This window comes from Pseudoalteromonas rubra, assembly GCF_000238295.3.
GTDB lineage: Bacteria > Pseudomonadota > Gammaproteobacteria > Enterobacterales > Alteromonadaceae > Pseudoalteromonas > Pseudoalteromonas rubra.
The window spans coordinates 1,288,226-1,311,240 of the sequence record NZ_AHCD03000044.1 but is presented as its reverse complement, the minus strand read 5'-3'; the positions used below and the strand labels follow the sequence as shown (position 1 = coordinate 1,311,240).

Sequence of the window (23,015 nt, the reverse complement as noted above, 5' to 3'; positions counted from 1 at the left end):
ACAGGAAATAAAAAACGTAAATTACTATCATGTTTAAGCGCTGTGTTTTATAATATGTTCGATATTTAACCAAGCTAGTTTTACCGTAATGAAAAAGAAAACCCGAATGAACCCACTCGTCACACACTTTACTTTCGCAAGTATTGCGTTAGCTATGCTGTGGATGTTTGTTCAGGATAAAGACACCCTGCTTACCGGCAGTGCCCTGGTGCTTGCCTATATTGCATGCGCACTCGGGTATCGTATGATTGCAGCACGCGAAGCATTGAAAAATACCAGCAAAGCTGCTCACAAAAAACATTAACCCGCTATATGCCCCAACACTTGGCGTCTGAATAAAACTGTGTAATCATCCAGTCACAATTTTATAACAGGACCCTGCACATGTATCGTCGCTCACTGCTATTATTTTTTTTGTTGGGTGGATGCACCTCTTATGAGCAACCCACCCACGTAAAAAACTGCCAGGATCTCGTTTATAGCTACCCGGAAGTACGCGATAAAGGAAACGAGGATCAATATGCTGCACTATTCACAGATAATGCACGCTTTACCGTCGAGAAACTTAATATTTCACTCAATAACAAGACCGAGATTGTCGACCGTTTCAATAAAGCGCGCAATAACACACAAACCGTTCATATGATGACTTCGTCTCGCCAGTTCCGTAAAAACGATGCACTTGCTGGCGAATCTCACTTTATTTTACTACTGAAAAATAATGCACAACCGACGACGACAAAAATCATCAGCGGTCGTTACTTAGACACCTTTGATTACGATACAAGTCAATGTCGCTTTAGCAGCCGAAAAGTCGAAATCGATCGTATGGATGCCCTATAGCAATAAACTAGCTCTGCCTGGTGCGTTTATACCAGCGCTGCATTTCCTTATGATCACGCGTCACTGCCTGTCCCTGAGCTTCCATTTCGGTGACTTCATTGGCGAGTATTTCTTCTGCGGTTAGTTCTAACTTCATCAGTAAGGCACTTAATTGTGCCTTTTCGTCTTCGGACATATGCTCGGTCAGCATTGCTTCTCTTTTTTGCACATGAACTGTGACTTCCCGGTATATTTTCTCTCCCGCTTCAGTCAGTGCCACAGGTTTGCTTTTGCCTGTTAATTCCTTTGCACTTACCAATTCAAGTTTCAGCAAAGTATTAACGGCACGCGTGACTGAATAGGGATCCAGCCTTGACTGATAGCTCACTTCGGCTGCCGTAATAGGCCCATAAGAACCAACATTCAACAGTACTCGCAACTCTCTGGTATTTAGCTCAGTCAGAGAACGGATCACCGGGTCTCTATCGAGTGACAAGAGGTTACTAACTACCGCCACCTGAAATGGCACATGCTCTGCCAGATCAAGTGCTTCTTTATGTGGATTTGTCACTGCTAACGCGCGCCTTCTGTTAGCAATGGCATTTTTCATATCATTGTCACTGGACAATTTGTACCTCTACACATATAGTTGTTGCATATGCAACACAATAAACATTTACAGGAAACCAGTATGCCTTTAGTTAAGCCTTTGTCACAAGAGCATGATCAGGAAGTGGCAGAATTAGCCAAATTTTTCAACGAAACGCTTGGCTTTTGCCCTAACAGCGTGTTAACCATGCAAATTCGCCCGGCAATTGCCCGTGCATTCATTAACCTGAATAAAGCCGTCATGGAAAACCATGGTCGGGTTACCTCGGAATTAAAAAGACTGATTGGCTATATCACCAGCGCCAATACCGGATGCCGTTACTGCGAAGCCCATACTATCTTAGCGGCACAACGCTACGGTGGCAGCGATGAAAGGCTGGCTCAGATTTGGCAATTCAGGGAAAGTGACGTGTTTAATGACGCTGAAAAAGCCGCTTTTGAGTTTGCACTGGCTGCCTCCAGTGTACCAAATGCAGTCGATGAGACCATTGAAACTGCGATGCAGGCACACTGGGATGATGGTGAAATCGTCGAGATATTAGGTGTTATCGCCCTATTTGGTTATCTCAATCGTTGGAATGATTCCATGGCGACTACGCTGGAGGCCGGTGCCATTGATGCCGGAGAAACGCTGCTTAATGACCGCTGGGAAACAGGCAAACACGTCAAATAACCCTCCAATTCAGGATTAAAACGAACATCCTTCAACCGATGGGAAAGCAGTACATGTCTGCTTCCCATTTTTACCTGCCTCTGATGCAATTAAATTAGTTGAATATTTGGGTTGATCCAAATCAAAACGCACTATATATTAAAGTTTCAATAATTACTGAAACTTTAAAAATGCAGCTATCACCTAAAATCGAAAACTTCGTTCTCCACTGCGGAGAGATGGGAAGCCGCTGGGGCTTCAATCGTACCATAGGCCAAATGGTTGGCTTGTTGGTTATTAATGAAAAGCCTCTGACTGCAAATGAAATTGCTGAAGCGCTCAAAATTTCCCGTGGTAATGTCAGTATGGGTATCAAAGAGCTGCAATCATGGCAATTGGTAAAGTCCATCATATCCCGGGAGATCGAAAAGAGTATTACTCGCCTAACGGCAGTATCTGGGACCTGGCTAACCGGGTTTTCGAAGAGCGCCGCAAGCGCGAGATTGACCCTACCCTGACCTTATTGCGTGACCAGATCCTGGACAGTGCAAATTCACCAGAAGAAAAATATGCTCAAGAACAGATGCAGTCGATTCATGACCTGCTAGAGACAGTGACAAAGTGGTCAGCCGAATTGCAACGACTTACACCTGAACAACTGCAATCCTTAATGAAACTGGGTTCATCTGTTAGCAAAGTGATTGATTTGAAGGATAAACTGCTCAGAAAATCCTAACTGAGTGGCTTTGAAAAGGATTTCTTTACAATGCGCGGCTCGTGGCCGCGCAACACAGTCGTGTCAGCCAGGCTGCTATGCCTAACCCGGGTGCAGCGTGTGCTGATATAATATGCGAGGTGCGTCATGCTTGATACCCTACTGTTGTCGCGTATTCAGTTTGCGGCAAATATTAGCTTTCATATTCTTTTTCCAACCATAACCATAGCCTTAGCCTGGTTCCTGGTTTTCTTCAAATTCCGTTACGACCAAACCGGCGAACAGGTGTGGCTCAGAGCCTATCGATTTTGGGTTAAAATATTTGCACTCACTTTCGCGCTGGGCGTAGTAAGCGGCATTACGATGTCTTTTCAGTTTGGCACTAACTGGCCCGGATTTATGGAGCGCGTAGGCAATATAGCCGGACCTTTACTCGGCTACGAAGTGCTCACCGCCTTTTTTATGGAAGCCACCTTTCTGGGTATTATGCTATTTGGTATGAAACGCGTAAGCCCACGCCTGCACACTTTTGCTACTCTCATTGTGGCGGTGGGCACCACCCTGTCGGCATTCTGGATACTCTCTTTGAACAGCTGGTTGCAAACCCCCACGGGCTACACACTTGTAGATGGCGTGTTCTACCCTCAGAACTGGTTTGAGATCATCTTTAACCCATCATTTGGTTATCGCTTTTCTCATATGCTCCTGGCCAGCGGACTCACAGCCTCCTTTCTGGTCGCAGGAATTAGTGCCTATAGGCTGCTAAAAAACGATCACAAACATGCACCCAAACTGACATTGAAGGTTGCACTAAGCGTTGCTGCACTGCTGGCACCACTACAGATGTTTGTTGGTGACCTTCATGGCCTAAACACCTTTGAGCATCAGCCCCAAAAAGTTGCCGCAATGGAGGGGGTCTGGGACACTGAGCAAGGCGCGCCCTTGCTGCTATTCGCAATACCAGATGAAACTACCCGAACGAACCATTTCGAAGTCGCTATTCCTAACTTGGCGAGTTTAATTCTGACTCATGAGCTGGATGGAGAGATCAAAGGTCTCAATGAATTTAAAGGTGAACACCCGCCGGTTAAGCCTGTCTTTTTTGGATTTCGGATAATGGTAGGGATCGGTGTACTCATGATCCTCGTCGCAGCCGTTGCCCGTTACACATTGTGGCGACGTTCAACGCTGCCACATTGGCAACTAAAAATGCTAGTAGCTATGACGTTCTCCGGCTGGATTGCAACTTTAGCAGGCTGGTACGTCACAGAAATAGGACGCCAACCCTTTATGGTCAATGGACTGGTAAAAATTGAAGAACTAGTCACCAGTGTCCCGGGAGAGCATGTGCTGCTTACATTAGTGGGTTACCTCACTGTCTATGCTGTGCTACTCACAGCGTATATTAAAACCTTGTTCTATACAGCACGCAATGCCGTGGAAGTTGAAGAGTACCAGACAACACCAGTTCAGGAGGGTCAATATGTATAGTGCTGACTATCTCGCTTTGTTTTACAGCGCACTCATGGCCCTTGCCATCATAGTGTACGCTGTGCTCGACGGTTATGATTTGGGCGTTGGTATATTGTTACCGGGTAAAAATAAACCCGCTGCTGATACGATGATCGCCTCTATTGGCCCTTTTTGGGACGCCAACGAAACCTGGCTAGTACTGGCTGTCGGCCTGGCGCTCATCGCCTTCCCCACCGCACATTCAATCATACTGCAGGCACTGTATCTGCCTATTGCTTTTATGTTGCTGGGTTTGATTTTAAGGGGCGTTGCGTTCGACTTTCGTGCCAAGGCCAAAACACGCTACCGTGAAACCTGGGATCGCTGCTTCAAACTGGGCAGCCTGATCACCGCATTTTCACAGGGATACATGCTGGGTCTGTATGTGATGTCGTTTGAACACAGTCTGGCAAGCCATCTATTTGCAGCACTTAGCGGGGTTGGTGTCATAGCAGCTTATACCTTAATAGGTGCAGCCTGGTTGATTATGAAATGCGAAGGTGAGATACAAGACTCGGCTATCCGGTGGTGTCGGGTGAGCAATCTCATTGCTTTGCTGGGCGTTTTAGCTGTTTCTGTAGTAAACCCACTTATTAACACTTACGTTCAGACGCGCTGGTTTGGCACCGAGATAAGCCTGTTACTATTGCCACTGCCCCTTATCTGCATGGTACTTTTTGTGCTACAAGACAGGGTACTGGTCAAGCTCAAACATACACCAAACCAAGGTTGCTGGTTACCCTTTGCTATCACTGTGGTGATATTTTTACTGTGCTTTTTTGGTCTTATTTATAGCTTCTTCCCGTATGTCGTCCCGGGCACATTAACCATATATGAGGCACTTGCGGACCCATCTGCACTCACCTTTATGCTATACGGCGTCGTACTGGTGGTACCGGCGATAATTGGCTACACACTATTCTCTTATCGGGTTTTCTGGGGAAAAACACAGGACCTGAGCTACTACTGATTTTCACTTGCATTAGCCCAACCAAAAAGGCAGCCCGCACGCTGCCTTTTTTATTTGGTTAGTTTAATTAAAAACTAAATTTTCGGATAGCCAATGCGGTCAGACAAATACCCGACACTGGTGGCAAAATAATAGCTGCGATTCCAGTTCATCAGCGCTTTGTAATTATTATAAGCCAGATACATACGGCCATTCATGTCATCAGGCATCACCAAAGCAGCACTAATATTCACTTTTGGCAAATCTGTGCCATCAGCGCGTCTTACGCCCAGACTTTGCCACTCTTGTAGTGAGCGTTCAGAGTCTCGCCAAAACTCAAGCCACTGCTTGTGATTTTTTGAACCGCGCTTCAGGACATACTGGCTGGGGAAGTCATCAGGCAATTTTACCTGACGGCCCCACGTCAGGCTGTCATTCCAACCAACACTTTTCAGATAATTGGCGATAGATGCCAGGGCATCTTCTTTGCTGGTCCAGATGTCTTTCTTGCCATCTTTGTTGTAATCAACGGCATAAGAATTGAAGGAGGTTGGCATAAACTGCGATTGCCCCATTGCGCCAGCCCAGGAGCCTTTGAAACTGTCAACATTCACATGGCCATCTTTAAGAATGTCCAGTGCAGCCCATAACTGACGTTTATACAGAGCTTCCCGGCGACCATCAAATGCCAATGTCACCAGTGAGCTGATCACCGGATAGCCGCCCTGAACCCGGCCAAAGCTACTTTCCAGTCCCCACAATGCAACGATAAAGCGACCCTGCACACCAAAGTCTTTGCTGATCCTGTCCAGTAGCTCTTTATTTTCTTTATACAGCTTACGTGCACGCTGAACTTTCCAATCTGGTACACGTTTAGGCAGATAAGTTTCCAAGGTCTCGACGATCTCTGGCTGATTCTTATCTTGTTTAATGACTTTCTTTTTAAATTTGACTGTGCTGAACGCCTTTTCTATCAGCGCGGGTGTGTAGCCACGCTCAAGCGCTTCAGCCTTTAAAACTTCTACATAACTGTCAAAACGCGCCTGATCATCCGCTTTAACGGTTTGCGATGCCAGACATAAAGATACTAATAATGCGGATAGTGTTTTAGTCACTTTTTACTCCGTTTTGTCTTTTTAATTCGTCCAGAAGATTTTCTTGTGGAGGTGGCAACTGCAAATAAAACCCATCATCGATTAATTTCTGCTTAACGTTACTTAAATCAGCAGTACCGAGTTTGTTGCGTTTTGCTAAATCCACAATGATTACAAATATTGGCGTACCAAAAGTAGCCATTAAAGGGTCAGGGACTTTGCTAAAATCGTCTCGTTTTTCAATAAAAAGATAGGTATCGGCTTTTTTACTACTTTTATATACTGCGGCTAGCATTATAACCCTATAAAATCTTGCTAATCTGAGAGCAGCACTATACCATGACCTATATAATATTTGGAAAGTTTTGCGACTCTCAAACGTACAGAGTACGGGGTCAGAACAATATTAATCAGAGTTCGCACTGGTATTGAGCGCTTATGTCTACACAGTCTTTTGAATTGAAGGGAAACCTGTTTACTCTCTCAGTTTTACACCTCTTCGATGCCGACCTTGGTAATGTAAAACAGCAACTGAGTGATAAAATTTCCCAAGCTCCTAAGTTTTTTAAAGGAGCACCCATCGTAATCAATCTTGCAGACGTCCAGGAGCAGAGCATTGTGCTCAGCGATTTGAAACGTATTCTTGCGGCGTTGGCATTAAACCCGGTTGGTATTTGTAACGGTACAGAACAGCATAATGCTGAAGCTAAAGAAATTGGCTTATCTGTATTAAACTATACTAAAGATGTTAAGCCTGTTACCCAGGATAGCCAAGACACACAAATAGTCGAAAAAGAAGTCTACCTTGGTGCCCAGGTCATTAATGGCACTGTACGCTCCGGGCAACAAATTTACGCGAAGGACCGGGATCTCATTGTACTTGGCGCAGTCAGCCACGGTGCAGAGGTCATTGCCGATGGCAATATTCACATCTATGGCACGCTCAGAGGCCGTGCTATCGCTGGTGCGCAAGGAAATCATGAGGCGAGTATCTACTGTCAGAAACTTGAAGCAGAGCTTGTTTCAGTGGGCGGCAGTTATTGGATCAGTGACTCTCTTCAGGGTGAGCACTGGGGCAAGGCCTGCCAGATTTCACAAAATAACGAATCATTAGAATTAACAGCATTGGTCAAAGGATAATTCAGATGGCAAAGATTATTGTCGTAACTTCAGGTAAAGGTGGTGTAGGTAAAACCACATCAAGTGCAGCGATCGGCACAGGTCTTGCGCTTAAAGGATACAAAACAGCCATTATCGACTTTGATATTGGCCTGCGTAACTTAGATCTCATCATGGGCTGCGAACGCCGCGTCGTCTATGATTTTGTCAACGTCATAAATGGTGAGGCAAACCTTAATCAGGCGCTGATTAAAGATAAACGCGTTGAAAAACTCTATATCTTACCTGCGTCACAAACTCGCGACAAAGATGCCCTGACAAAAGAAGGCGTTGAACGTGTATTAAAAGAAATGTCGGAAGACTTTGATTTTATTATCTGCGACTCCCCTGCTGGCATCGAAGCCGGTGCGATGATGGCGCTGTACTTTGCTGATGAAGCGATTGTGACAACTAACCCAGAAGTTTCTTCCGTACGAGACTCTGATCGCATTCTTGGGATTTTACAAAGCAAATCAAAACGCGCGGAAGATGGTCTGGAGCCAGTAAAAGAGCACCTACTACTTACCCGCTATAATCCAGAGCGTGTTGAAAGCGGCGACATGCTGTCGGTGGAAGATGTTCAGGAGATCCTGGCAATCGACTTACTCGGTGTGATCCCAGAGTCTAAAGCCGTGTTAAATGCATCTAACTCGGGGCAGCCTGTGATCCTGGATACAGAATCAGATGCAGGACAGGCATACAGCGATGCTATCAATCGCTTATTGGGTGAAATCATCGACTTCAGATTTTTGAATGTTGAAAAGAAAGGACTGCTAAAGCGGATTTTTGGAGGTTAATGTGTCTTTACTTGATTATTTTCGATCCGAGAAAAAGTCCAGCGCTTCGCTGGCTAAAGAGCGGCTACAAATAATCGTTGCCCATGAACGCTCCAAGCGTGGCACCCCCGATTATCTGCCTCAGTTAAAGCAAGACATCCTCGAAGTTATCCGTAAGTATGTCAAAGTTGACTCGGACGCAGTCAATGTTCAATTTGAACAAAACGAAGACGATTTAGCCGTACTGGAGCTGAATGTAACGCTTCCGGATGACGAACAAAAGTAACACGCAAACAAAAACGCCGCACAATGTGCGGCGTTTTTGTTTCATAAAACTCTACTCAACCAGCCATTTAGAAAGTGCACCTTTCAACTGACTATGACGCCAGCCCAAAAACAAATCTGGCTTCATAAACTTATTTCTTTGCGCATCATCTAGTTTCCAGTTCCACCCTATCACCTGATTAATTTGCTTCTTAGAAGCAAATACATCCAGCGGGATACCCTGTTGTTTAGCAACTTCTGCTATCGATTGTTTTATTTCTTTAGCAGCCCCTTTATAACCAGGGAAATCAATCAATCGTTGCACTCGTTTCGGTAACTCAGCCTCTGGTACAGCTTTCCCAGCTTCAATACATGCCAGAATTTCCTTACCAGAGCGGTTCACTTCCATTTGTTCCACGCCAGGCACATTACGAAGGCTGTTCAGCGAACTTGGCCGACGTTTTGCAATTTCAACCATGTTTTGTTCTTTGAGTACAAAATTAAGTGCCAGGTTTTTCTTTTCCGCCTTACTTTGTCTCCAACTCGCAAGCTCACGTAATACAGCCAAATCCCGAGGTTTTAATTGCCAGACATTTTTAACACTCAGATATAAATAAGCGTCCGGCGTTCTGAAAGCACGTTTTTGCGCTATCAATTGAGATTCTGAGATCACGATATCCGACAAGCCTTTCTCTGCGATCTTTTTGCTGAGACTTTCATAGCAAGGGAGCAGATAAAATACATCCGCCGCAGCATACTCAAGCTGGCTTGCCTGTAATGGACGTTTGAGCCAGTCAGTTCTGGACATACTCTTATCAAGCTCAACATCCAGCATCATTTTCACCATATTGGCGAATCCGACGCAATTACCCTCTCCAAGCAACTGCAACGCAAACTGCGTATCAAACAATGGTGCAGGTACAAATCCTGCAAATTTCTGGAATACCTCGATATCTTCAGAGGGAGAGTGAAGTACTTTTACGATTTGCTCATCCCGAAGTAAATGCCATAACCCTGAAAAATCGAGCTCACTTAATGGATCTATCAGGGCCAGATGCTCACCGTTATAAACCTGGATCAACGCGATTTCTGGATACAAAGTTCTGCGGCGCATAAACTCTGTGTCTATCGCAAGCACATCGCTATCTGCCAGTTTCGCTGTAAAAGCATCAAGCTCAGTTTGGTGTTGGATAAATTGATACTGCACATTTACTCCCTATAAAAAACCGGCTTTCGCCGGTTTCTCTTTACTTTAATGCCCTACGCAATATTTTGCCGACATTGGTCTTAGGTAATTCATCTCTGAATTCGACCAATTTAGGGACTTTATAATTGGTTAGCTTGTCGCGACAATGACTTATTATATCTTTTTCTGTCAAAGATGGATCCTTTCTCACAACAAAAACTTTAACCTGTTCGCCACTGACTTCGTGCGGTACACCGACAGCAGCTACTTCCAACACACCCTCGTGCATTGCAACGACTTCTTCAATCTCATTAGGAAACACATTAAAACCAGAGACCAAAATCATGTCTTTTTTACGATCTACGATGTAAAAGAACCCTTCTTCATCGTAAATAGCAATATCACCCGTTGCGAACCAGCCATCCTGCAAACATTCAGCAGTTGCATCCGGACGATTATAGTAGCCAGCCATGACTTGAGGACCTTTAACACAAAGCTCGCCAGGCTCGCCCAGCGGCATCTCTTCACCCTGATCATTAATGATTTTCAGATCCGTACTGGGTGCCGGTAATCCGATTGAACCGTTATAACCATCAATGTCCCATGGGCAAATTGTGACCAAAGGCGCGCACTCTGTCAGGCCATAGCCTTCCATCAGCTTGCTCTTTGTCACATTTTGCCACCGCTCAGCAACTGGTCGCTGTACAGCCATACCACCACCAAGCGACACCTTCAGTGTTGAAAAGTCCAGGTCGGAAAACCCTGGCGTGTTAAGTAAGCCGTTAAACAAAGTATTTACACCAGTCATGACGGTGAAGGGGTATTTTGATAGCTCTTTAACAAAACCCGGCATATCCCTTGGGTTGGTGATCAATAGGTTGTGGCCACCGTACTTCATGAAGGTAAGGCAGTTCGCTGTCAGTGCGAAAATATGATAAAGCGGTAGCGCAGTAACGACCACTTCGCGACCCTTATCTAGTACTTTATCAAGACAACCAGAAACCTGCTCCAAATTCGCAACCATATTACCATGAGTCAGCATTGCACCTTTGGAAACACCGGTCGTACCACCTGTATACTGAAGAAATGCCAGATCTGTCAGTGCCACCTCAGGTACTTTATATTGGCTGGGATCGGCGCTTATCGCCTGGGCAAAAGGCTTTACATCAGGCAAGTCGTAATCAGGCACCATTTTCTTAAACTTTTTAACCACAAAATTGACTAAATGCTTTTTGATACCACCTAGCATGTCGCCAATTTGTGTCACAACTATGTGTTTAACGCCCGTCGTTGGTAGTGCCTTTTCGAGTGTATGTGCAAAGTTTGCCAATATGAAGATTGCTTTTGTTTCTGAGTCATTAAGCTGATGCTCAAGCTCTCGCACTGTGTACAAGGGGTTTACATTGACCACCGTACATCCTGCTCGCAACACGCCTAAAATGGTGATGGGTGTTTGCAGCAGGTTTGGCATCATCACTGCTACTTTATCCCCTTTACCTAATTTAAGGGTATTTTGAATATAACTGGCAACTGCCTTGGTAGCCTCATCAACTTGTTGGTAAGTCATTGTTTTGCCCATGTTACTGTAAGCTGGTAACTGGGCAAACTCTCTAAAACTTTTGTCGAATAGTTCAAGCAGCGAGTTGTAGTGTTCTGGGTCGATTGTTTCCGGCACCCCTTCTGGGTAGCGCTTTAACCAGATTTTTTCCACTCTAAGCTCCTGTGTTCTCGTTATTTTTTATATTGGTCTTACCTTAATACAATTAAGGCACACAAACAATTGAGTAAATACTCTAAAGCTGAGATAGTCCCACATTTGACACAATTATACAATCAGGAAACGCCGGGATGTTTTATATGTGTTAAAACCTGCTCTAACACTTGTTCCGGATTTTCCATGTGGCAGTGGTGTCCACCTGCAACCTCTATACATGTAAGCGCTTCAAAGCATTCAGAAAACTGCCCTAAGCTATGTTTCATTTGTGCGTACCCAGACTCGCCCATAATTGCCAAAGCGGGCGTTTTAACACCTTGCAACAACGATAGCGCCTGAGCACGTGAAAAACGCGTCGTAGAAGGTAGCTTCAATTTGGGGTCCGTGGTTAGACGCGCGCCCTCATCAAGCTCTTCGATGTTTCGCTCCATTAATATAGCAGCTATTTCTTCATTGAAATCGCTAACTTTCAGTCGTGCTTTGATGATAGCCTGTTTGTCGGCAAACAGGCGCAAACTTGTCTCGTTAGCTTGCTCAACTAGCTGCCGTGCAGCAAATGCATCAAGCAACTGCTGCTTAGCATTCTTATCACTTTGATATAATAGCCCAATACCATCTATCAGTGTCAGTGTATTTACTTTTTCAGCATAGAGGCTGGTGAACAAACCACCAACCAAAGCACCCATCGAATGCCCGACGATATGGCAACGTGCAATATGTTTAGCACGGAGAAAAGTCAGAACATCATAAACATATTCTACAAAATAGTATTGCGCATCGGCACTTCGCCAGTCCGAGTTGCCATGGCCTGGGAAATCCAACGCGATAAACTTGAACGCCTCAAGCACATCATCTGGTAGGTTATGTAATAAAGGTAAAAAGCTGTTGCTGTTATCCTGCCAGCCATGCAGCATCAGGACAACCTGCGCCCCCTCTCCCATTTCCTGGTAGGCAAATCCGCTCACGCACCCTTGTTTTATCTTGTTTTTATCAGTAATCAACATAAATTCATATTCTTATTGAACGTATTACATTAATATTCTACGCATTATAGCTCGCGTGCAAAGTACTAATCATTGTTCTGAAAATGGTTAGCTCTTTATTAAAGCGAACAAAAACACGGGAACATTAAGGATCATCTATGACACGCAAAATTAGCGCTCTGGCGTTTGCTCTGGGCTGCACCTTGTCAAACTCAGTATTTGCTGCACCTAAAAATATCATCTATATGATTGGAGATGGTATGGGGCCAGCCTTCACTACAGCCTATCGTTACATGCAAGACGATAAAGCAACCAAAGTCGTTGAGCCTACTGTGTTCGACTCCATCCTGGTGGGTATGGCGCATACCTATCCAGACGACGACACCGTAGTCACAGACAGTGCCGCTGGGGCAACAGCACTCAGCACAGCAGCAAAAAGCTACAATGGAGCAATTGCGGTAGATACACATAAACAATCTCTCAAAACAATGCTGGAAATTGCCAAAGAGCAAGGAATGACAACAGCACTCGTGGCCACATCCCAGATAAACCACGCCACACCTGCCAGTTTCGCAGCACACAATGAATCCAGACGTAACTATGACGAAATTGCCGACGATTACATCGACAACAAGATTGCCGGTAAACTCCCTGTTGATTTACTGCTAGGTGGCGGTACCAAGTACTTTATTCGTGATGACAGAAACCTGGTCAATGAGTTTAAAGAAGCCGGTTACCAGTATGCAGACGCATTTGACAAGCTAGATTCACTCAGCCGCCTTCCTGCGCTGGGCTTATTCGCAGAAGTTGCTTTTCCGCATGCAATAGACAGTAAAGAGCCTAAGCGACTGACTAGTATGACAAATAAAGCACTGGGTTTGTTAGACAATCACAACGAAAAAGGCTTCTTTGTCATGATTGAAGGCAGCCAGATCGACTGGTGCGGACATGCAAACGACATCGCTTGTGCGATGAAAGAAATGGACGATTTCGCTGGCGCAATCACCGCCGCTAAGGCCTATATCGACAAAAACCCGGACACAGTATTGGTTGTTACTGCTGATCACTCTACCGGCGGCCTTACTCTGGGGAGCAATGGCGTATATCAATGGAAGACAGATGTTGTTGCAAAAGCGAAAGCCTCAGTGAAGGAGCTTACCAATACGCTTTCAGAGGCAAAGCCTAAGCAAATGGCCAAGACCTGGACTCAACTGACCGGTTTACCCTTTGACGAAGACACCAAGAAGGCGCTTATCAATGCACAAAAGGACTCAAAAGAGGCCTTATATAAAGCAGCGAATAAAATCATCAATGATGCCAGCTATACGGGCTGGACAACCAAAGGGCACACTGCAATCGATGTACAGGTATTTGCCTATGGTGAAGGACGTGATGCGTTCATTGGCTCTCTAAACAACACGCAAATTGCCGATAAGCTGATCTCTTACATAGAGAAATAACCAGCATACAACCAGGCGGATCAGCACAGCTGATCCGCTTACTCAGGTTGTGGGATCACGGACCGTTTCATGTTTATTACTGTTAGCCTGGGTCTGTAGCAACCCCATAGCATCTTCTATAGGCATGGCTTTGTAATATAAAAACCCCTGCACGCAGTCCACCTGGGACTGTTTAACCAGATTTTCCTCTTCTTTTGTCTCAACGCCTTCTGCCACCAATCGGAAACCGAGTTTAGCGATCATCTCTGAAAGATTGGTATATAAAGATACAGACTTACAGTTATAGCTCTCGGGCAACAAACTTCGGTCTAGTTTAATGGTATCTATATTGAGTTTTGATAAAACGGATAGGCAAGAGTAGCCCGTACCAAAATCATCCATAGCACAGGCTATCTGATGCTCACGGAGTAAGTTAACCACATCAACCGTCCGATTAAAGTCTTCGATGTAACTGGATTCAAGTAATTCGACTTCAATCTGGCCGGGATAATCTGCAAACGCCTTCACGATGCGTTTATACCCGCCGGTTAACAGATTTTGCGGTGAGATGTTAAAACTAACTTTGGGCCTGAAGCCTGCTCTGGCAAACTGCTCGAGGTCTACTTCAAGCTGATCGATGACAAAGTTATCTATGATATGTAGCAACGAGTGTTGCTCCAGCGTTGCTAAGAACCAGGGGCCCTGAACCTGTCCATCCGCCTCTTTTAACCTCAACAAGGCTTCAAAGCCAACAACTTCCTTCGTGTACGGGTTTATTTTTGGCTGATAGAACAACATCAGTTCACCCCGATTAAGTGCGTCCGTGACTTCCTTCAAGCTATGTACATTGATTTGCTCTTCACGTTGAGAGCGAGTGTATAAGCTTTCCGCCCCTGCCTCTATCAATCTGCCAGTCGTAAATCGCTTAAGTAAGACATCCAACGCCTTACCGGACAAATTGTGATCCCGATTAAATTTTAAAAATGGGTAATACAAAGCTGCATTAAGTGCAATTAACAGGATTTGCAATACAACCCCACTGATACTTTGCGTCAATAACCAGCCACTGATAAACACCGGCGTGAACCAGGGAATATCCATTGCTGGTGCCAGTGTGATAACGCCGGTTGAAATACATACATAGGAGATGAGTGCATTTAATAAAGGGCTCAGCAAAAATGGGATCAACAGGTAGGGGTTGAAAACTATAGGCAACGCATAGAGCATCACTTCACTGATATTGAACAACGCAAGCGGCGATGCAATCATTGCGATGCTTCGCTCATGACGTGCATTTTTGAGTAACAAAGACGCGATGATCAGGCCCCAGATGCAGCCCGTACCGCCAATAATGACGAAGCAAGTGTAGAAGTCATAGCTCGAAAGCTGAGGTAACACCAGATAATCGGTCAGCTCGCCCGACACCAACAGGTGGTACGTGTTATCGCCATGAACACCAATAAACCACAGTAAATGTGAAAAAATCAGCTGCGCCGAAATCTTCTCGAATACACTCCAGGTGGGGTTAAGGAGTTTTAAAGTGCTATGAATTTGTCCGGTGAAATGATCGAATAGGGGGATAACTAACAAAATAATCGCGGTGACTAGAATATAAGGAATGATCAAATTAAGGTGTTTGCGCAAAAACAGACTAATCGAGCTAATGCCCACCAATCTCAGCCAGCGGATCCGCTCAATGTAAGCCAACAGGTAACAACACAGGACCGGCATAAGCAAAGAATATAGCATGCCATTACGGTGCACTATATTCAGCGCTCCCTGGCTGATTTCAATGTAACCCGTAGTCGCAGTGAAACAAGCCAACACTAAGACCGGCCCGGCAATGGTGTGTATTTTAAGGTTCTTTGACAGATAGTAACTGAAAGAAATGAGGGTAAGTAACGGGAAAATCCCCCACACTAAGGTGTTAAAGTCACCAAGCGCTTGATACTTTAATTTGCTCAGATCATCTCCAAGCCACTGGTTTAGGAGAGTAATTACTGAAGCAACAATGAAAAATGGGATGAGCGCGATATAACCTTCCCGCAACGACAAAACAACCGTATTTGAAGAAAGCTTGAGTGCAAACTGGTTAAATCTGTTCAGCAAACGCGTGACCATAAATTGTTATTTTCTTTTAACATTACTCCAAAAGCAGATTAAAACAAATGAATTGACTAAATTTTTGCTGAAAAATATTCAAGCCGAATGACAAGGCTCTGGGAGACGCTTATTAAGATAAAGGGTGATTAAAACCGATTAGAAAAAATGTCAGGCGTAAATGCTGACACCTAGTAGTGACTGAACTTCGCTTCGCCGTTCTTGATTTTGAATTGCACTATAAGATTGGATAGCAACACTGGTTTTAAAATTAGGCTGGTCGTAAATGACATCTCTTTTATCATCAGAATACTGCTGTGCCAGTGCGACACCGGCATCTGAGTATTTTAGTTTGGCAGCTTGCTGAACTGGCGCTTGGGTGTCACTCGCAGCAGGTTTAACAACCGACTGTCTCAGTTGATAAGTATCCTGATTTTGAACAAGCTGGTTGATTTTCATCAGTCTATATCACCAAAAACCCAATGCACCAGTATAAGATTAGCCCGTTACTCGCGTCCGGGCAACTTCTTCCACGTTACAGTATCTCTTACATACTGAGGCTGAGCGTCAGCAGCATTAACAACCTCTCCGGCTTCAAACTGCGCAATGCCAGTAGCTAACATGTATTCAGCATGCGGCAACGTAATATCGCTATGTACTTCGAGCCCCAGCTTTTGAGCAACATCCGAATACGTCTGCCAGCCAGTGCCGACTGCAAGTACGCCTTTAAAATCACCCTCAATTAACTCAGGTTTGATCACACTTTCTGCGCCGGAGGCAATCGCCTGATTATTATCTGAACGGGTATAATGACAAAGATAAACCTCACCCATCCGCGCATCAATCGCGACCAAAACTTGCTTTGCCTGGGTTTGCGCAAATGCCTGTTGTGCCATTGCCTGAAGCGTTGAAACACCTGCCAGTTGCAAATTTCCTGAATAAGCTAACCCCTGGGCAACAGCAACGCCGATACGTACCCCGGTAAAACTGCCCGGTCCGCGGCCAAACACCAGGCCATCCAGATCTTTGAGCTGACAACCAGCTTCAGTAAACAGTTGCTCGACTAACGGCAATATTTTCTGACTATGTTGCTGAGGGCACTCTTCAAAGTGGCGATAAAGGTTGCCGTTGTACGACAACGCCAGGCTCAGAGCTTCCGTTGAAGCATCCAGAGCAAGCAAATTATATTTCATGCTGGTCAATATTCTCTAAAAATGACAACGCCTTATCCAAATCACGAGTACGTGACATGGGAGGCAAACTTTTAATAAAGGTTTCACCGTATTTTCGCGTAACCAGACGATTATCGCAAATAATTAGTACACCTTTGTCTTTCTTATCACGGATCAGGCGCCCAACCCCCTGCTTTAAAGCAATGACAGCCAGTGGCAGCTGAATTTCATCAAACGGTTCTTTATCCTGCAACTGGGCATCTTTCATCCGAGCCTGTAATAACGGGTCATCCGGCGAAGTAAACGGCAGCTTGTCTATTAACACACAACTCAGCGTATCGCCGCGTACATCAACCCCTTCCCAAAAAGACGCAGTGCCCATTAAAACCGCATTACCATGGCGCACAAATTGCTCCAGAATAATCCGTTTTGATGCTTGCCCTTGCATAAACACCGGGTATTCTGTCGCAGTACTTAGTCCCTCATAAACCAGGTGCATCACACGGTAACTTGTGAAAAGCAGAAATGTTCGACCCTGCGCTGCATTGATCACTTGCTTGGCTATTTTTACCAAGGCGTGTGGCATCATTTCATCTTTGGTTTCGGGCAGATATCGGGGCAAACAAAGCATGGCCTGCGATTCATAGTCAAACGGGCTGTCGACAATGGCCTGATGATCTGGTGCCAGACCCAAACTGGCGTTAAAGTGCGCGAGGCTGTTGTCCACCGATAAAGTTGCTGAAGTAAACACAAAGCTCGCTTCACTCTTAGCCATCATATCTTTAAATCGATTAGATACATCCAGCGGCGTAATATGAATCGTCAGGAAGCGACGGGTGGTTTCGAACCAATAACTAAAGCCAGACTGACTAACATCAAAGGCCCGGTCGAGCTGCCCTTTAAACGCCAAAACCCGCTCCAGTGGATGTTCTATCTTATCAGAGCGGTCGAGGCACAATTTGAGCACCTGATATAAAAAATCCAGATTGCTGATCACTCTGTGTAGCGCATCGCAGATCACTTTATCCTGCAACTTTTCTCGCCAGTCTCCCCGTGCACCATCGCCCCCAAACACAAGTCGCAGATCAGCAACACTGGTCTCCAACTTATTCAACGTTTTGCCCAGTTGCAACATGTCCGGAATATCACTTCGGTAAATTAGCCGCAAATCATTAATAAGCGCCTGAAGTTGCTTAGTACTAATTGACTCACCAAAGTAATCAGATGCGATTTCACCAAGCTGATGCGCTTCATCAAAAATATAGGTATCTGCGGTTGGCATTAACTCCGCAAACCCAGACTCTTTCACCGACATGTCGGCAAAAAACAGATGGTGATTAATCACAACCAGATCGGCCTCCGCGGCTTTCAACCTGGCTTTACGTATATAGCAGTCGGCAAAATCTGGACATTCCTTACCTAAGCAGTTATCCGCGGTCGAGTTAACATAAGGCAGTACTTTGGCGTCTTCTTCAATACCCACACAGTCTGCCAGGTCACCGCTTTGCGTTTCAGTTGCAAACTTGGCCACCATGGCCAGCTGGTGCATAACGTCAGGGTCGTCACTGGGCACATGGGCCACATGTTCATTCAGTCGATAAGTACACAGATAGTTGGCACGCCCCTTTAACAAAGCAACCTTGCGACCTTTACCAAGCGCTTTAAGTAGCTCTGGTAAATCCCTGTGATAAAGCTGCTCCTGCAACGCCTTAGAACCGGTTGATATGATCACCTTTTTATCGTTTAACAGCGCCGGAACCAGATAAGCAAATGTTTTGCCTGTACCTGTGCCTGCTTCTACCACACATTGTCCACCCTCTTTCACCACTTTATCTATGGCTTCGGCCATATCAATTTGAGGTTGTCTTGGCTGATAACCGTTAAAGTGGTGTGCCAGGGGACCATTTTCTGAAAAATACTGAGTGATAGACAAAATTAATGCGCTGCTTAGTGACTGGGCGAGGCAATTCTATGGCATGTAAAGGGTAAGCGCAAATCGGTATGGCTTAGTCAAGTCAGTGTGGCTCTGTATAGCGGTACATCAGCACCTTTTCAACTTTCTTTGGTACGCAGGGAGTGTTGTTATACCCCATTACACATACTTCAAGAAAAGAGGTACCTGGCTTTGCAGCCCTGGTTCAGCTGGGTCCTGTCAATATAACGCGCTAATTCATCTAATGACCCGGGCGGCGTTTTGCTTGTGAGACAGCCAAGCTTTACATCAGGTTGGAGCAAAGCCTAATTCCTCAAAAGAAGAGCTTTACCAGGCGAGCTTAATATCTCAGATTAGGAATCTAATGATTTTGACGTAAAAAAGTCAGCTATTGCCGGCTTTAAGTAACAATTATCCGAAATTTTAATTAGGATGTAGTGCCAGATAAAAGAACAAATCAAACGTTATAAGTTTCATTTAGAATTAGCCCAACCAATTACAACTTCTTTTAGCAAGACATTCGATTCAATAATGATGGTGTCATAACTTTTTCCTAATTCAGCATTTTTAGGATACTTCAGTGATAAATCCATTGAATTTTTACTTGTCGAATAACCCAAATTCCTCAGCGTTATCTTATCTCCAGCACTACTCTCAATTAGGTGAACGACAATACTGCCTTTAGGGAACTTTTCAGACAAAATATCCAACTCTTCTACAACACCAGTTCCTAAAAATTCACCCACCATTGCTGTCACATCAATATTGAGCCTCGCATTGTAATTTAAAGCCTCAATAGACTCTGTTAAGCTAAATTTATGCTGATCATTAATAGTAATAGGTTCAGGTGTTAGCAGCACAAACTTAGACAAGAAAAGTATCTTTAAAAACTCAATCATTGCTTGCACTCTCCTCTCTGACGCATCATGCTTAATTTAAGCAGATTGACACCACTTATCGATTTCCAAATACCTTTTTATACCAATATGACTGTCGGTTGTGCTTAAACCATATTTTGTTGCCTTCACACAGAAACGCCCTAAGCTGTTTCATATTAACGCCATAGCGATAAAACAGGGCGATGATCTCTTTGAGTTCTTCATCATCAAGTGACTTGTCTGTATCAATGACTACCGAAAAGCCTTGTCCAAAGACATTATTAACACCTGATAACGCATTTAATCGATCAAAAAAGCTCTGCTCATCTGACGGTGATAAAAACTTAACACTCTTTGCTTCTAACTTCATGTATTTTCTATTTTTTATGGCACATAGATATGAAAGGCCGTTTGCAGTCAACAGGTAAGCTCATACACACATCAGCGCGCTTTTCTCTTCTCGCAGTCCTGTAAAACAACTTTTTTTTGCTCATTGCTGGATGACTGCCAGTTCATAATTTCATTTAGCGTTCTATAACACCCGACACAAATATCGTTATCGTCGAGACAACAATGGCGGATACAAGGCGATGGCACCTGTACCGCGTCTTCAGGCGTCGAACTTGGTTCTTTGTTTCCGCTCATCATTCTACTCCGTAACACTGTACCAGGCATTATACCCCATTAGACCCGAGCTGAAATATTTTGCTTGCCAGCGGATAAAAAATAACTATTACGCGCGCAGCAAAGCAGGCAGCAAGCCATAAAGCCCAGAGCCATGAGGTTAAGACTACTTCTTCTCTTTTGCTTTAATGACACACTTTTTGATACGACTAAATATAGGAAATCAGGTTGGCCGCTTTAGCCCATTTTCGTGTCGAACACGACAACTCACCAACAGATGAAACACTGTTTTCACTCATAGCCAATGACCTAATAAGCCAGGGTTATAGTATTCGCCCGGGTGCGATGCCTTGCGATCTGGTGGACGATTTACTGGCCTATCAGCACAGCATAAGTACACAAAAATATGAACAAGCTGGCATAGGCCGGGGCGATGACTTTTTACGCAATGACTTTGTACGAACAGACGAAATTTGTTGGATAAACGGCGAGTCTGAGCCCGGCAAGCGGTGGCTGGACTGGACCAGTCAGTTGCAACAGTTCCTGAACCGTCGTCTATTCATGGGACTGTTTTCGTTTGAAAGTCATTTTGCCCATTACGCCAGCGGCAGTTATTACAAACGCCATTACGACGCATTTAAAGGTGAAACGAACCGAGTGCTGTCACTGGTTACTTATCTTAACCCTGGCTGGGGCCCTGATGATGGTGGAGAAATGGTGCTATATCGGAACGATAATGACCTTGAAGGGATCAAGGTGGTTCCATTGCATTGCACTCTGGTGCTGTTTCTAAGTGAAGAGTTTCCCCATGAAGTGCTCCCGGCAAGCCGAGACAGATATTCTGTCGCGGGATGGTTCAGGGTAAACACCTCCATTGCAGGAAAAATAGACCCTCCAAGATAAAAACGTGCTCTAAGCCCGGCAGAAACACCTTAACCGGGCCTTAAATATTGTTAGGCCCAAGTATCTAAATGCTGCTCTTCGTCGTCGATCTCACTTGGATCTTCGTCTTTATTGCGTGCACCTTCTTCTTTGTGCTTCTGCCTCTCCATCTCAACCAAATGCTTCTTACGTTTAATTCTTTCAGCCCGATTGTCGAGTACGCCCGCAATTTTAAAGGGGCCATCGTGGCTCACCTGCAACCTGACAATCGGTGCCAGAAATGGTTTAAGTGCATCCATAACCCACCTCTTTATGTGGTATTTCATGCCTTTATTATCGACAGTTATAATTTATTCTTTAATTTATGCAAAAAAGTACTTGCGTGCAATTCGTCACCTGTGTTTATCTATAAATACATTTTGAGCGCACAACGCGCATCACGTTTTATACAAACAGTAAGAGAATTTGACATGCCATTTACACTGACAGCTATCCATCATCACCATCATACACCGGGATAACCTGTCAGGTATTTCGCTGGTGGGTTATTCCTTCAAGGAACCTCCGGCGAACAAGCACTCAACATAATTTATTTTCGCCCTGAGGTTCCCTCGGGGCTTTTAGTTTTTAAACTTAGGAAATAAATTATGAACACCAACAACCGTTTACGAATTGCAATTCAAAAATCTGGCCGCCTTTCTAAGGATTGCCAGTCACTGCTCAAACAGCTTGGAATTAAATTAAATCTGCGCGAACAGCGCCTGATCGCCCACTCTACCAATATGCCAATCGATGTCCTGAGAGTCCGTGATGACGATATTCCGGGTTTGGTCATGGACGGAGTCTGTGATTTGGGTATTGTCGGTGAAAACGTGCTGGTAGAAACTCAGGCTGAGCGCCAGCGTAACCAGCAACCCAGCGAAGTGACTAAACTGGCAAAACTCGACTTTGGCTATTGTCGCCTCGCATTAGCATGGCCTCAGGAACTGGGCATGCAAGACAAAGATTGGTTCAAAGGCAAACGCATCGCCACCACCTATCCCGAAATTCTTAAGCAGTACCTGGAAAAAGAGCAAATTGAAGCCAGCGTAGTGATGCTGACAGGGTCAGTAGAGGTTGCACCACGTGCAGGCCTGGCAGACGCCATTTGCGACCTGGTCTCTACCGGTGCCACTCTGGAGGCCAACGGCCTGATGCAGGGAGACACCATTTTGGAGTCAAATGCCTGCCTGATCCAAAACGCTAATCTTAATGACGATGACAAACTGTCGCTGATCAACAAACTCATGCCTCGCCTACGCGGTGTAAAGCAGGCTAAGGAAAGCAAATATATCATGCTACACGCACCAAAAGTGCGCCTGGATGAAATTTGTGCTTTGCTGCCTGGTACAGGTCAGCCAACTCTGTTAGCACTCGCCGGCAGCGAGGACTACGTTGCCCTGCACATGGTCAGCAGTGAAACTCTGTTTTGGGAGACCATGGAAGAGCTTAAATCCCTGGGTGCCAACTCCATTCTTGTTATGCCAATCGAAAAAATGATGGAGTAACAACAC

25 protein-coding genes and 1 pseudogene are annotated in these 23,015 nt (G+C 44.9%); 12 read left to right on the top strand and 14 right to left on the bottom strand.

Annotated elements, in window-relative coordinates:
• Positions 1-106 precede the first annotated feature (106 nt).
• Positions 107-304: a hypothetical protein gene (locus PRUB_RS26100; RefSeq protein WP_010381240.1), complete on the top strand. Its 198-nt coding sequence runs from the start codon at positions 107-109 to the stop codon at positions 302-304.
• Positions 305-384: 80 nt separating this feature from the next.
• Positions 385-843, top strand: coding sequence for a nuclear transport factor 2 family protein (locus PRUB_RS26095; RefSeq protein ID WP_010381239.1), 459 nt, complete (start codon positions 385-387; stop codon positions 841-843).
• Positions 844-850: 7 nt separating this feature from the next.
• On the opposite strand, the gene PRUB_RS26090 is transcribed toward PRUB_RS26095, so the two are convergent.
• A complete protein-coding gene (locus PRUB_RS26090) occupies positions 851-1,393 on the bottom strand; it encodes a MarR family winged helix-turn-helix transcriptional regulator (protein ID WP_242065338.1) in 543 nt (180 codons plus the stop codon).
• A 120-nt stretch (positions 1,394-1,513) separates the two neighbouring features.
• Between PRUB_RS26090 and PRUB_RS26085 the strand changes: the two genes are divergently transcribed.
• The 4 genes and pseudogenes from PRUB_RS26085 to PRUB_RS26070 all read left to right on the top strand — a co-directional run bounded on the left by PRUB_RS26085 (position 1,514) and on the right by PRUB_RS26070 (position 5,280).
• Positions 1,514-2,104 carry a carboxymuconolactone decarboxylase family protein gene (locus tag PRUB_RS26085; RefSeq protein WP_010381235.1) on the top strand — a complete coding sequence of 197 codons (591 nt, stop codon included), beginning with the start codon at positions 1,514-1,516 and terminating at the stop codon, positions 2,102-2,104.
• A 170-nt stretch (positions 2,105-2,274) separates the two neighbouring features.
• A pseudogene (locus tag PRUB_RS26080) lies at positions 2,275-2,819 on the top strand (GbsR/MarR family transcriptional regulator).
• A 126-nt stretch (positions 2,820-2,945) separates the two neighbouring features.
• Entirely contained in the window at positions 2,946-4,289 is a 1,344-nt protein-coding gene (locus PRUB_RS26075) for a cytochrome ubiquinol oxidase subunit I (protein ID WP_010381233.1), read from the top strand.
• Positions 4,282-5,280 (top strand): cytochrome d ubiquinol oxidase subunit II, encoded by a 999-nt coding sequence (locus PRUB_RS26070; RefSeq protein WP_010381231.1) that lies wholly within the window; start codon positions 4,282-4,284, stop codon positions 5,278-5,280. Before PRUB_RS26075 ends, PRUB_RS26070 begins: the two co-directional genes overlap by 8 nt.
• A 74-nt stretch (positions 5,281-5,354) precedes the next feature.
• Here the strand turns inward: PRUB_RS26070 and PRUB_RS26065 are convergent, their stop codons facing one another.
• Positions 5,355-6,374, bottom strand: coding sequence for a lytic murein transglycosylase (locus PRUB_RS26065; protein WP_010381226.1), 1,020 nt, complete (start codon positions 6,372-6,374; stop codon positions 5,355-5,357).
• On the bottom strand, positions 6,367-6,648 hold the full coding sequence (locus PRUB_RS26060) for a YcgL domain-containing protein (RefSeq protein ID WP_010381223.1): 282 nt from the start codon (positions 6,646-6,648) through the stop codon (positions 6,367-6,369). The genes PRUB_RS26065 and PRUB_RS26060 overlap by 8 nt, the downstream gene beginning before the upstream one ends.
• A gap of 143 nt (positions 6,649-6,791) precedes the next feature.
• Here PRUB_RS26060 and minC point away from each other — a divergent pair, with 143 nt between their 5' ends.
• Genes minC through minE form a run of 3 tightly spaced genes read left to right on the top strand, consistent with a single transcriptional unit; the run spans position 6,792 to position 8,573 of the window.
• Positions 6,792-7,493 (top strand): septum site-determining protein MinC, encoded by a 702-nt coding sequence (gene minC, locus PRUB_RS26055; protein WP_010381220.1) that lies wholly within the window; start codon positions 6,792-6,794, stop codon positions 7,491-7,493.
• A 5-nt stretch (positions 7,494-7,498) separates the two neighbouring features.
• Complete coding sequence (gene minD / locus PRUB_RS26050) at positions 7,499-8,308, top strand: septum site-determining protein MinD (protein ID WP_010381217.1); 810 nt, start codon at positions 7,499-7,501, stop codon at positions 8,306-8,308.
• A gap of 1 nt (position 8,309) precedes the next feature.
• Positions 8,310-8,573, top strand: a complete 264-nt coding sequence (minE, locus tag PRUB_RS26045) for a cell division topological specificity factor MinE (protein ID WP_010381216.1) — start codon at positions 8,310-8,312, stop codon at positions 8,571-8,573.
• Positions 8,574-8,624: 51 nt separating this feature from the next.
• Here minE and rnd read toward each other — a convergent pair whose 3' ends face one another.
• The 3 genes from rnd to PRUB_RS26030 form a co-directional block, all read right to left on the bottom strand.
• On the bottom strand, positions 8,625-9,758 hold the full coding sequence (gene rnd / locus PRUB_RS26040; RefSeq protein WP_010381214.1) for a ribonuclease D: 1,134 nt from the start codon (positions 9,756-9,758) through the stop codon (positions 8,625-8,627).
• Between the two features lie 40 nt (positions 9,759-9,798).
• A complete protein-coding gene (fadD, locus tag PRUB_RS26035) occupies positions 9,799-11,448 on the bottom strand; it encodes a long-chain-fatty-acid--CoA ligase FadD (protein ID WP_010381213.1) in 1,650 nt (549 codons plus the stop codon).
• 122 nt (positions 11,449-11,570) lie between these two features.
• Entirely contained in the window at positions 11,571-12,455 is an 885-nt protein-coding gene (locus PRUB_RS26030; RefSeq protein WP_010381208.1) for an alpha/beta fold hydrolase, read from the bottom strand.
• 137 nt (positions 12,456-12,592) lie between these two features.
• On the opposite strand from PRUB_RS26030, the gene PRUB_RS26025 reads away from it, so the two are divergent.
• Entirely contained in the window at positions 12,593-13,894 is a 1,302-nt protein-coding gene (locus PRUB_RS26025; RefSeq protein ID WP_010381205.1) for an alkaline phosphatase, read from the top strand.
• Positions 13,895-13,936: 42 nt separating this feature from the next.
• On the opposite strand, the gene PRUB_RS26020 is transcribed toward PRUB_RS26025, so the two are convergent.
• The 7 genes from PRUB_RS26020 to PRUB_RS25990 all read right to left on the bottom strand — a co-directional run bounded on the left by PRUB_RS26020 (position 13,937) and on the right by PRUB_RS25990 (position 20,601).
• Positions 13,937-15,982 carry an EAL domain-containing protein gene (locus tag PRUB_RS26020; RefSeq protein ID WP_242065336.1) on the bottom strand — a complete coding sequence of 682 codons (2,046 nt, stop codon included), beginning with the start codon at positions 15,980-15,982 and terminating at the stop codon, positions 13,937-13,939.
• 162 nt (positions 15,983-16,144) lie between these two features.
• A complete protein-coding gene (locus tag PRUB_RS26015) occupies positions 16,145-16,432 on the bottom strand; it encodes a hypothetical protein (protein WP_010381201.1) in 288 nt (95 codons plus the stop codon).
• Positions 16,433-16,479: 47 nt separating this feature from the next.
• Positions 16,480-17,166 (bottom strand): tRNA (adenosine(37)-N6)-threonylcarbamoyltransferase complex dimerization subunit type 1 TsaB, encoded by a 687-nt coding sequence (gene tsaB / locus PRUB_RS26010; RefSeq protein WP_010381198.1) that lies wholly within the window; start codon positions 17,164-17,166, stop codon positions 16,480-16,482.
• The gene (locus PRUB_RS26005; RefSeq protein ID WP_010381197.1) at positions 17,156-19,078 is read right to left on the bottom strand and encodes a DNA repair helicase YoaA; all 1,923 of its coding nucleotides are present in this window, start codon (positions 19,076-19,078) and stop codon (positions 17,156-17,158) included. Before PRUB_RS26005 ends, tsaB begins: the two co-directional genes overlap by 11 nt.
• A 473-nt stretch (positions 19,079-19,551) precedes the next feature.
• A complete protein-coding gene (locus tag PRUB_RS26000; protein ID WP_010381196.1) occupies positions 19,552-19,977 on the bottom strand; it encodes a hypothetical protein in 426 nt (141 codons plus the stop codon).
• Between the two features lie 55 nt (positions 19,978-20,032).
• Positions 20,033-20,326, bottom strand: coding sequence for a hypothetical protein (locus PRUB_RS25995; protein WP_010381194.1), 294 nt, complete (start codon positions 20,324-20,326; stop codon positions 20,033-20,035).
• A 71-nt stretch (positions 20,327-20,397) separates the two neighbouring features.
• Positions 20,398-20,601, bottom strand: a complete 204-nt coding sequence (locus PRUB_RS25990) for a DUF1289 domain-containing protein (protein ID WP_010381193.1) — start codon at positions 20,599-20,601, stop codon at positions 20,398-20,400.
• 207 nt (positions 20,602-20,808) lie between these two features.
• Here PRUB_RS25990 and PRUB_RS25985 point away from each other — a divergent pair, with 207 nt between their 5' ends.
• Complete coding sequence (locus PRUB_RS25985; protein ID WP_010381192.1) at positions 20,809-21,483, top strand: 2OG-Fe(II) oxygenase; 675 nt, start codon at positions 20,809-20,811, stop codon at positions 21,481-21,483.
• 50 nt (positions 21,484-21,533) lie between these two features.
• On the opposite strand, the gene PRUB_RS25980 is transcribed toward PRUB_RS25985, so the two are convergent.
• Positions 21,534-21,761, bottom strand: coding sequence for a hypothetical protein (locus PRUB_RS25980; RefSeq protein ID WP_010381190.1), 228 nt, complete (start codon positions 21,759-21,761; stop codon positions 21,534-21,536).
• 348 nt (positions 21,762-22,109) lie between these two features.
• Between PRUB_RS25980 and hisG the strand changes: the two genes are divergently transcribed.
• Positions 22,110-23,009, top strand: coding sequence for an ATP phosphoribosyltransferase (gene hisG / locus PRUB_RS25975; RefSeq protein ID WP_010381188.1), 900 nt, complete (start codon positions 22,110-22,112; stop codon positions 23,007-23,009).
• Positions 23,010-23,015: the final 6 nt, after the last annotated feature.